The 10,692-nt window shown below is 67.7% G+C and carries 8 protein-coding genes and 1 pseudogene; 2 read left to right on the top strand and 7 right to left on the bottom strand.

Translation table 11 applies throughout. The annotated features are described in order from the left end of the window. From glcE to G3N99_RS26370, 3 genes and pseudogenes are all read right to left on the bottom strand, one after another. Positions 1-152: pseudogene (glcE, locus tag G3N99_RS26360) on the bottom strand (glycolate oxidase subunit GlcE); the annotation flags it as partial. 172 nt (positions 153-324) lie between these two features. Continuing rightward, positions 325-1,818, bottom strand: coding sequence for an FAD-linked oxidase C-terminal domain-containing protein (locus G3N99_RS26365; RefSeq protein WP_011351007.1), 1,494 nt, complete (start codon positions 1,816-1,818; stop codon positions 325-327). A 41-nt stretch (positions 1,819-1,859) separates the two neighbouring features. Further along, positions 1,860-3,269, bottom strand: coding sequence for an FAD-linked oxidase C-terminal domain-containing protein (locus G3N99_RS26370; protein ID WP_174939259.1), 1,410 nt, complete (start codon positions 3,267-3,269; stop codon positions 1,860-1,862). Between the two features lie 173 nt (positions 3,270-3,442). Here G3N99_RS26370 and G3N99_RS26375 point away from each other — a divergent pair, with 173 nt between their 5' ends. Further along, complete coding sequence (locus G3N99_RS26375) at positions 3,443-3,994, top strand: cob(I)yrinic acid a,c-diamide adenosyltransferase (protein ID WP_039361370.1); 552 nt, start codon at positions 3,443-3,445, stop codon at positions 3,992-3,994. Between the two features lie 92 nt (positions 3,995-4,086). Further along, complete coding sequence (gene hmpA, locus G3N99_RS26380) at positions 4,087-5,295, top strand: NO-inducible flavohemoprotein (protein ID WP_206123857.1); 1,209 nt, start codon at positions 4,087-4,089, stop codon at positions 5,293-5,295. Between the two features lie 76 nt (positions 5,296-5,371). Here the strand turns inward: hmpA and aroG are convergent, their stop codons facing one another. The 4 genes from aroG to G3N99_RS26400 form a co-directional block, all read right to left on the bottom strand. After that, positions 5,372-6,445 (bottom strand): 3-deoxy-7-phosphoheptulonate synthase AroG, encoded by a 1,074-nt coding sequence (gene aroG, locus G3N99_RS26385; protein ID WP_174939263.1) that lies wholly within the window; start codon positions 6,443-6,445, stop codon positions 5,372-5,374. A 402-nt stretch (positions 6,446-6,847) separates the two neighbouring features. Beyond that, positions 6,848-8,314: a metalloprotease TldD gene (gene tldD, locus G3N99_RS26390; RefSeq protein ID WP_174939265.1), complete on the bottom strand. Its 1,467-nt coding sequence runs from the start codon at positions 8,312-8,314 to the stop codon at positions 6,848-6,850. Between the two features lie 86 nt (positions 8,315-8,400). Then, positions 8,401-9,228 carry a carbon-nitrogen hydrolase family protein gene (locus tag G3N99_RS26395; RefSeq protein ID WP_046544982.1) on the bottom strand — a complete coding sequence of 276 codons (828 nt, stop codon included), beginning with the start codon at positions 9,226-9,228 and terminating at the stop codon, positions 8,401-8,403. Positions 9,229-9,291: 63 nt separating this feature from the next. Continuing rightward, a partial coding sequence (locus tag G3N99_RS26400; protein WP_277396447.1) for an AsmA-like C-terminal region-containing protein occupies positions 9,292-10,692 on the bottom strand: 1,401 nt, incomplete at its 5' end.

The raw sequence follows: 10,692 nt of genomic DNA on the forward strand, positions 1-10,692 counted from the left end.
TCCTGAAACGCGCGCGTGTCGAGTATTTCGCCCTCGAGCGCCTGGCCGTACCAGTCCTTGGTGCCGCCGCCGCGAATCCGCAGCGGCCGGCCGTCGGCACTGGCGGCGCGGATGCGCTCGGCCCATCCGGCGACGATGTCGTCCTCTTCCATGTTCTGTTGCTGCCTCGACTTGTTGTTCGGTCGATTGTACCGGGGTGGCGCGAATCCACATCGCGACTATCCCTAAGCCCAGTATTGCCGGTCGCATGCTTGCGCCGTCGCGCGAACGGGCCGCGCGGACGCGACCCGGCCGCCGGCACGGGCCGCGTACCGAGCGTGAAGCTCAGAAGCGCGGCAGGTCGGGATGCGGCAGCAGCCCGCCGCGCACGTGCTGGCGACCGTACTCGGCGCAGCGCGCGCGGGTCGGGATGCCCTTGTCCGGGTTCAGCAGCCCCGCCGGATCGAACGCGCGCTTGACCGCGAAGAATGCATCGCGCTCCTGCGGCGAGAACTGTACGCACATCGAATTGAGCTTCTCGATGCCGACGCCGTGCTCGCCCGTCACGCTGCCGCCGAATTCCACGCAGCATTCGAGGATTTCCGCGCCGAACTGCTCGGCGCGGTGCAGTTCGTCCGGATCGTTCGCGTTGTACAGGATCAGCGGATGCATGTTGCCGTCGCCTGCGTGGAACACGTTGATGCAGCGCAGCCCGTAGCGCGTTTCGAGCTGTTCGATGCGTGCGAGCAGCGGGCCGATCGCGCGGCGCGGCACGGTGCCGTCCATGCAGTAGTAGTCGGCGGAAATGCGGCCGGCGGCGGGGAACGCGTTCTTGCGGCCCGACCAGAAGCGCAGCCGCTCGTGTTCGTTGCGCGATACCTGGATGCGCGTCGCGCCATGCTCGCGCAGCACGGCGGTCATCCGCACGATCTCTTCCGCGACTTCTTCCGGCGTGCCGTCCGATTCGCACAGCAGGATCGCTTTCGCCTCGAGGTCGTAGCCTGCGTGCGTGAACGCCTCGACGGCCTGCGTGGCCGGCTTGTCCATCATTTCGAGCCCGGCCGGGATGATCCCCGACGCGATGATCGCCGCGACGGCCTCGCCGCCCTTGACGACGTCGTCGAAGCTCGCCATCACGAGCTGGGCCGTCTGCGGCTTCGGGATCAGCTTCACCGTGACCTCGGTGACGATCGCGAACATCCCTTCGCTGCCGATCATCACGGCGAGCAGGTCGAGGCCCGGCATGTCGAGTGCGAGCGAGCCGAATTCGACGATCTCGCCGTCGATCGTCACCGCGCGCACGCGCATCACGTTGTGCACGGTCAGCCCGTATTTCAGGCAGTGGACGCCGCCGGAATTTTCCGCGACGTTGCCGCCGATCGTGCACGCGATCTGCGACGATGGATCGGGCGCGTAATACAGGCCGTACGGCGCGGCGGCCTCCGAGATCGCGAGGTTGCGCACGCCGGGCTGCACGGTTGCCGTGCGCGCGTAAGGATCGACTTCGACGATGCGCGTGAAGCGCGCAAGCGACAGCACGACGCCGAGCGCGATCGGCAGCGCACCGCCCGACAGGCTCGTGCCCGCGCCGCGCGGCACGATCGGCACCTCCATGCGGCGGCAGATCTGCACGATCCGCTGCACCTGCGATTCCGTTTCGGGCAGCGCCACCGCGAGCGGCAGGCGGCGGTACGCGGACAGGCCGTCGCATTCGTACGGCGCCGTATCTTCGTCGCGGTACAGCAGGCAGTGCGTCGGCAGCACGGCCATCAGCGCCTGCACGACTTCACGCTGGCGCTGCGCGCGTGCCGCGCTCGACAGTTCGACGGGAGCGTTCATTGGGTCTCCTGCTGCAGGCGGCGCGGCGTCGCGCCGCCGTGTCAGCACGTGAAAATCTTGCCCGGATTCATCAGGTTGCGCGGATCGAGCGCGAGCTTGATCGCACGCATCGTATCGATCGCGTTGTCGCCGTGCTCCTTCGGCAGGAAGCGCATCTTGTGCAGCCCGACGCCGTGCTCGCCCGTGCAGGTGCCGCCGAGGCGCAGCGCGCGCTCGACGATGCGGTCGTTGATGTGCTCGGCCTCGGCGATTTCCTCCGGCTTGTCGGGGTCGATCAGGATCGCGACGTGGAAATTGCCGTCGCCGACGTGGCCGACGATCGGGCAGGGCAGCGACGACGCGCGCAGGTCGACTTCGGTTTCCTCGACGCACGCGGCGAGCTGCGAGATCGGCACGCACACGTCGGTCGTTACCGCGCGGCAGCCGGGTTTCAACTGCAGCATCGCGAAATACGCGTTGTGGCGCGCTGCCCAGAGCCGGCTGCGGTCTTCGGGGCGGGTTGCCCATTCGAAGCCCTGGCCGTTGTTCTGGCCGGCGAGCGCCTGCACGAGCTCGGCTTGTTCCTTCACGCCGGCCTCGGTGCCGTGGAATTCGAAGAACAGCGTCGGCGCTTCGGCCAGCGTCAGGTTTGAATGGCGGTTGATCGAGCGCACCGCGAGCGCATCGACGAATTCGACGCGCGCGATCGGCACGCCGATCTGGATCGTCTCGATCACGGTGCGCACCGCGTCGCCCATCGACGGGAACGTGCAGATCGCGGCCGATACGGCTTCGGGCAGCGGATGCAGGCGCAGCGTGATCTCGGTGATCACGCCGAGCGTGCCTTCGGAGCCGACGAACAGGCGCGTGAGGTCGTAGCCGGCCGACGACTTGCGGGCGCGCGAGCCGGTTTTCACCACGCGGCCGTCGGCGAGCACGGCGGTCAGGCCGAGCACGTTCTCGCGCATCGTGCCGTAGCGCACGGCGTTGGTGCCCGACGCGCGCGTTGCGGTCATCCCGCCGATGCTCGCGTCGGCGCCCGGGTCGATCGGGAAGAACAGGCCGGTGTCGCGCAGTGCTTCGTTGAGCGCCTTGCGCGTGATGCCCGGCTCGACCGTCACGGTCAGGTCTTCGGCGTTGATCGACAGCACGCGGTTCATTTCCGACAGGTCGAGCGAGACACCGCCGCGTACCGCGAGCAGGTGGCCTTCGAGCGACGAGCCGGCGCCGTACGGGATCAGCGGGACGCTGTACAGCGAACACAGCGACACGACTTCGCGCACGTCGTCCGCACTGTGTGCGAACACGACGGCGTCGGGCAGCTGCGGGTCGAACGGCGATTCGTCGCGGCCGTGGTGGGCGCGGACGGCTTCAGCGGTCGACACGCGCTCGCCGAAGGCGGCGCGCAGCGCATCGAGCATGGCGGGGGGAAGGGGGCGGCGCGTGGCGGCCGGCTGGGCAGGGTGATTCACGTACGTCTCCTTGTCGATCCGGGTGAACGCGTTGGCGCCGGCCCGGCTCCCGTGCTGCAGGGTTTCGGGCCATTCTACGCTGTAACGCCCGCTGCGCCCGCCTCCGCGGGCTGCGATAATCGCGTTCGAACGCAACCGGGCCGCGTCGCGGCCGCGCACGAGAGGACATTCGCATGGGCAACCGCTTGAGCAAGATCGCCACGCGCACGGGCGACGATGGCACCACCGGACTCGGCGACGGCCGGCGCATCGGCAAGGACGACACGCGGATCGCTGCGATCGGCGACGTCGACGAACTGAACTCGAACCTCGGCGTGCTGCTCGCCGAAACGCTGCCGGACGAGATCCGCACCGCGCTCGTGACGATCCAGCACGACCTGTTCGATCTCGGCGGCGAATTGTGCATTCCGGGCCATACCGTGCTCGACGACACGCATCTCGCACGTCTCGACCGCTGGCTCGCCGACTACAACGCGACGCTGCCGCCGCTGAAGGAATTCATCCTGCCGGCCGGCTCGCGCGCGGCGTCACTCGCGCACGTGTGCCGAACCGTGTGCCGCCGCGCGGAGCGCTCGATCGTCGCGCTCGGGCGCACCGAGACGCTCAACGATGCGCCGCGGCGCTACGTGAACCGGCTGTCGGACCTGCTGTTCGTGCTGGCACGCGTGCTGAACCGCACCGATGGCGGATCGGACGTGCTGTGGGAGCGCGGCCGGGTCCGCTGACGTTTTGCCCCTTTGCCGCGCTGCGACAATTTGCCCGGGGGGCGTCCATTTTTAAAGATGTATCGTATGTGCATGTTTAACGGAGAACGAACATGACCCACATCACCGCTGACCAGATGGCTCGCGTGAAGGCCACTGCCCCTGTCCTCGCCGTGCACGGCGCGACGATCACGAAGCACTTCTACCAGCGCATGTTCGCGCGCCATCCGGAACTGAAGAACCTGTTCAACCAGACGCACCAGAAGACGGGCAGCCAGCCGGAAACGCTCGCGAAGGCCGTCTACGCGTATGCGGCGAACATCGACAACCTCGGCGCGCTGGGCGGCGCCGTGACCAAGATCGCGCACAAGCACGCGAGCCTGAACATCCGCCCCGAGCATTACCCGATCGTCGGCGAGAACCTGCTCGCGTCGATCGTCGAAGTGCTGGGCGACGCGGTCGATGCGGAAACGCTGGAGGCGTGGCGCGTCGCGTACGGCCAGCTCGCGCAGATCCTGATCGGTGTCGAGGCGGACCTTTACGCGGGCGCCGCGTGGAGCGGGTTCCGTCCGTTCAAGGTCGAGCGCAAGGTGCGCGAAAGCGACGAGATCACGTCGTTCTACCTGACGCCGGCCGACGGCGGCGCGGCGCCGACGTTCGAGCCTGGCCAGTACATCACGGTGAAGCGCTTCGTTGGCGACCTCGGCGTCGACCAGCCGCGCCAGTACAGCCTGTCCGACGCGCCGCACGGCAAGTGGCTGCGCATCTCGGTGAAGCGTGAAGCCGGCAAGCCGGAAGTCATTCCGGCCGGCAAGGTGTCGACGCTGATGCACGACGGCGTGGAAGAGGGGGCGATCGTCGAGGTGACCGCGCCGATGGGCGAATTCTCGCTGAAGCGTGGCGTCGAGACGCCGGTGGTGCTGATCTCCGGCGGCGTCGGCATCACGCCGATGATGTCGATGGCGTCGACGCTGATCGCCGAGGGCAGCCAGCGCGAAGTGCGGTTCGTTCATGCCTGCCGCTCGGGCGCGGTGCACGCGTTCCGCGACTGGCTGAACGATACGGTGCGCGACCATGCGAACGTCAAGCGCACGGTGCTGTACGAGCTGGTCGGCCCGAACGATCGCGCCGGCATCGACTACGACCTGGAAGGGCGCCTCACGCCGGAACGCGTGCAGCAATACTCGCTGGTGCCGGACGCCGACTACTACATCTGCGGCCCGATCGGGTTCATGAAGGCGCAGCGTGACGCGCTGGTTGCGGCTGGCGTCGCGCCGGAACGCGTGAACACCGAAATCTTCGGCTCGGGCGCGCTCGAGTGATGCACTGGCGGAGGGTCTCCTGCCAATGAAAAAGCCCGGTGCGAGCCGGGCTTTTTTGTTTCGGCGGATGAGGCGATCAGTTGCCGCTGCCGCGCGTGACGCGGCGCGCCTTCACCGATTCCGCGAGGCCTTCGAGCACCTTCACGCTGTCGTCCCACGCGATGCACGCATCGGTGATGCTCTGGCCGTAGGTCAGCTCGCAGCCTTCCTTCAGGTCCTGGCGCCCTTCGACGAGATGCGATTCGATCATCACGCCGACGATGCGGGCGTCGCCGGCCGCGATCTGGCGGCCGATGTCGGCGCAAACAGGGATCTGGTTCTCGTGCTTCTTCGAGCTGTTCGCGTGGCTCGCGTCGATCATCAGGCGCGCGGCGAGGCCAGCCTTGCCGATGTCCGCGCACGCGGCATTCACGCTGACCGCGTCGTAATTCGGCGCCTTGCCGCCGCGCAGGATCACGTGGCAGTCCTCGTTGCCCGCCGTCGACACGATCGCCGAATGGCCGCCCTTCGTCACCGACAGGAAATGGTGCGGCTGCGATGCGGCCTTGATCGCGTCGACCGCGATCTTCACGTTGCCGTCGGTGCCGTTCTTGAAGCCGACCGGGCACGACAGCCCCGACGCGAGCTCGCGGTGCACCTGCGATTCCGTCGTGCGCGCGCCGATCGCCCCCCACGAGATCAGGTCGGCGATGTACTGCGGGCTGATCATGTCGAGGTATTCGGTCGCGGCAGGCAGCCCCATCTCGTTGATCTGGAGCAGCAGCTCGCGCGCGGTGCGCAGCCCTTCGTTGATCTTGAAGCTGTTGTCGAGGTGCGGATCGTTGATGAGACCCTTCCAGCCGACCGTCGTGCGCGGTTTCTCGAAGTACACGCGCATCACGATTTCCAGTTCGCCCTTGAAGCGTTCGCGCTCCTTCACCAGCCGGCCCGCGTACTCGATCGCCGCCTTCGTGTCATGGATCGAGCACGGCCCGACCACGACGATCAGCCGGTCGTCCATCCCGTGCAGGATGCGGTGCATCGACTGGCGCGAGTTGTAGATCAGCTCGGACGCGGCTTCGGAGCACGCGAATTCGCGGATCAGGTGGGCGGGCGGCGTCAGTTCCTTGAGTTCGCGAATGCGGACGTCGTCGGTGTTGTGCGGGGGCATGCTGTTTCTCCTTGGTTCCGGGCGCCGTTCGGTCAGTGCGAGTGGGCGTGCGGCAGATTCATCAATTCAAGCGATTCAGTGGTTTCGGTCGAGGCCGCGGGACCGCTGCGACGGCGACCGGGTGGCGAAGGGCGAAAAAAAACCGCCGGGTTCGCCGGCGGTTTTTTCGGGAATTTCGGTTGCGCTTTACGCGCCATCAACCCTCTCGATCCGCCAGCGGTCTGAGATACCAAAAAAAGTAAAAGTAAAACTTGGCGGACATGACGGAGATTCGGTTCGTCAAAAAAGTTGATTCGGAATTTATACCCCGTCGCCGGTCGGCTGGCAACCGGGAAACGTCGAAAATGCGGACATTCCGCGCGTTTTCTTTAAAATGCGCGGAATGTCTGCGCCGTGATGTGGTTATGCCGTACCGCCGACCGTCATCCGGTCGATCCGCAGGGTCGGCTGGCCGACGCCGACCGGCACGCTCTGGCCTTCCTTGCCGCACACGCCGACGCCCGAGTCGAGCGACATGTCGTTGCCGATCATGCTCACGTCCTTCAGCGATTCGGGGCCGCTGCCGATCAGCGTCGCGCCCTTCACCGGGTAGGTGATCTTGCCGTTCTCGATCATGTACGCCTCGGATGCCGAGAACACGAACTTGCCGTTCGTGATGTCGACCTGGCCGCCGCCGAAGTTCACCGCGTACAGGCCGTTCTTCACCGACGCGATGATTTCCTGCGGATCCTTGTCGCCGTTCAGCATGTACGTGTTCGTCATGCGCGGCATCGGCAGCGCCGCGTACGACTCGCGGCGCGCGTTGCCGGTGACCGGCATCTTCATCAGGCGTGCATTCAGCGTGTCCTGGATGTAGCCCTTCAGGATGCCGTCCTCGATCAGCGTCGTGCACTGCGTCGGGTTGCCTTCGTCGTCGATGTTCAGCGAGCCGCGGCGGTTCGGCAGCGTGCCGTCGTCGACGACGGTCACGCCCTTCGCGGCGACCCGCTCGCCGATCCGGCCCGCGAATGCGGACGAGCCCTTGCGGTTGAAGTCGCCCTCGAGGCCGTGGCCGATCGCTTCGTGCAGCAGCACGCCCGGCCAGCCCGGCCCGAGCACGACCGTCATCGCGCCGGCCGGCGCGGGGCGGGCGTCGAGGTTGACGAGTGCCGCATGCACGGCGTCGTCGACGTAGCGCGACAGGACTTCGTCGGTGAAGTAGGCGTAATCGAAGCGACCGCCGCCGCCGCCGGAGCCGATCTCGCGACGGCCGTTCTGCTCGGCGATCACCGTGACCGACACGCGCACGAGCGGGCGGATGTCGGCCGCGAGCGCGCCGTCGCTGCGCGCGACCAGCACGACGTCGTATTCGCCGGCGAGGCCTGCCATCACTTGCGTGATGCGCGGGTCGCGGCCGCGCGCCATCTGCTCGATGCGCTCGAGCAGCTTGACCTTGGCCGTCGCGTCGAGCGACGCGAGCGGATCGGACGGCAGGTACAGGTCGCGGCCCGAGATGCCTTTCAGCGACGTTGCCGCCTTGATCTTCTGGCGCCCGCCGCCGGCCGCCGCGATCGCCTTGGTGGCGGCAGCGGCTTGCGCGATCGCTTCCGGCGACAGGTCGTCGGAGTACGCGAACGCGGTGCGGTCGCCCGCGACCGCGCGCACGCCGACGCCCTGGTCGATGCTGAAGCTGCCCGATTTGACGATGCCTTCCTCGAGGCTCCACGCTTCGCTGCGGGTCGCCTGGAAGTACAGGTCCGCGTAGTCGACGCGATGCGTGAAGATGTCGGCGATCGTGCGCGTGAGCAGGCTTTCGTCGAGGCCGTACGGCGTGAGCAGGATGTCCTTCGCCAGCGCGAGGTTGCGGATGCCGGGTTCGATGATGTTCATGCGGATATCGGGGTTTCTCAAAAAGTTGTCGGGTGCTTCTGGGCAGATGGGTTGGCCGCGCGGCGTTTCAAGCGGCGCGGCCGGATTCAGGTGAGCACGCGGTGCCGCCACGCGGGCAGGCTCTGGCGCACGTCGGCGATGCGCTGCGGATCGATCGCGCCGAGCACGACGCTGGCGCCCACGTCGCGGACCGCGACGATCTCGCCCCACGGGTCGATCAGCATGCTGTGGCCCCAGGTGCGCCGGCCGTTCTCGTGCTTGCCGCCTTGCGCGGCCGCGAGCACGTAGCACTGGTTCTCGACGGCCCGCGCGCGCAGCAGCGTTTCCCAGTGCGCGCGGCCCGTCGTATACGTAAACGCCGACGGGACGACGATCAGCGCGCAGTCGCCCATCCTGCGATACAGCTCCGGAAAGCGGAGATCGTAACAGACCGACAGGCCGACCCGCCCGAACGGCGCGTCGAACGCAACGACCGTATCGCCCGCGCGGATCGTGCGTGCCTCGTCGAACGACTCGTCGCCTTTCTCGAAGTTGAACAGGTGGATCTTGTCGTAGCGCGCGGCTTCGTTGCCGGACGGATCGAACACGAGCGTCGTGTTGAGCACGCGATCGGGCTCCGGCGCCTTCAGCGGCAGCGTGCCGCCGATCACCCAGATGCCGTGGCGACGCGCGGCGTCCGCGAGGAAGTGCTGGATCGGGCCGTCCTGGTAGGGTTCGGCGAGCGCGAGCTTGTCGGTGTCGCGGTGGCCCATGAAGCAGAAATACTCGGGCAGCAGTACGAGCTGCGCGCCTTCGCCGGCGGCTTCCGCGATCAGGCGGCGTGCCTCCGCGAGATTGCGCGCGACGTCCGGCGTGCTCACCATCTGCAGCGCGGCGACCTGGAAGGGCGTGGCGGAACGGGTGTGGTCGGTCATCGCAGGATCGGTTGCGTCATAAATGGGGTGCGGCCCGGCACCGTGCGCGGTTCAGCGTGTGGCTCAATGGTTCGCCGCATCGGCCGGACCGTGATTCATCTTACCCTGATCGCCCCGCACCCGCTCGATGTGCGGGTGTGCCCACGAGCCGGTGATCGCGTAGTCGAGCGCGAACGCGCGCGACAGCGTCTCCGACAGCGCATAGTTCGCGGCCAGCACGCCGACGCCGAGCAGCGGGTTGATGATGGCCGCCCCGATCGCGGCGGCCCCCGCGCTGATTTTCGGCGCGACGTGTGCATGCAGGTCCTGCGTCTCGGTGCCGAGATCGACCGCACCGCGCACGGTCACGTTCGCGGGCCCCGTCATCATCGAGAAGTCGTCGGTGCGGGCGATCCCGTTCGAGATCTGCCCGGTGCCGGTGATCTTGTCGAACGGCAGCCCCTTGCCGATCACGTCGCGGAAATTCAGCGTCAGGAAGCGCGCGAGGCTCTGCAGGCTCAGCACGCCGAGCAGCTTCGCCGCGCCCGGATCGACCTTCAGGATCTGGCCGTGTTCGAGATCGAGCGCGATCTGGCCGCCGAGCGACGGGAAGTCGAGCGCGGTCGGGCCGCCGCGCCAGCCGACCTTGCCGGTAACCGAGCCATGGCCGTCCGCCAGCGTGCGCGGCAGGCCGACGCGGTCGAGCAGTGCGCCCGCGTTGCCGATGTCGAGCTTGAAGTCGAATACGGTGCGGCGCGGTGCATCGTTCTCGTCGGTGCCGCGGGCGAGCGCGCGGCGCGACGTGCGCCAGTTGCCGGTTGCCGTCAGCTTCGCGTCCGGGTTCGACAGCTCCAGCTTGTCGAGTTGCCAGACCGGCGTGCCGGCTTCGTCGATATTGCGTGCGTTGACGACGAGGCGGCCGATGTCGTGGTTGCGCGCGACGACCTGGTCGACGATCAGGTCGATCGACGGCATCGGGCGGTCGGTCGGTGTCGGCAGGTTCATCGCGCGGCCGACGAGATCGTGCTGCGCGCTGTCGGGCACCACGAGCTTCGCGAGCCGCGCGTTCAGCACGCCCGCGCCGTTGTGGCCGCCGCCCGGCGCCCACGACAGGTAGCCCGACACCTGGTTCGACGCGATGTTCGCCTGCCACAGCTCGTCGATGTGCGACGCGCCGACGATCACGTTTTCCCAGTTGCGCTTGAGCAGCTTCAGCGTGCCGAAATGGAACGCGAAGCGCTTCGGCGCGAAGCTGGCGAAATCGACGCGAGGCGCGGCCTGCGGCTCCTGCGCGCGCGGCGTGTCGGACTTCAGCGTATGGGCAAGCGCAAGCCACGCATCGGCATCCAGTTCGTTGACGTCGACGGCCGCGCTCACGCCGTCCTGCGGCATGTCGGGCATCCGGTGGATGCCCATCGCGCCGCGCACAGCGCGCAGCGGCTGGCCGCGCGTCGCGTCGAGCAGGTAGGTCGCGGACACGGGAGC

Source organism: Burkholderia sp. Ac-20392 (assembly GCF_017104585.1).
Taxonomy (GTDB): Bacteria; Pseudomonadota; Gammaproteobacteria; order Burkholderiales; family Burkholderiaceae; genus Burkholderia; species Burkholderia lata.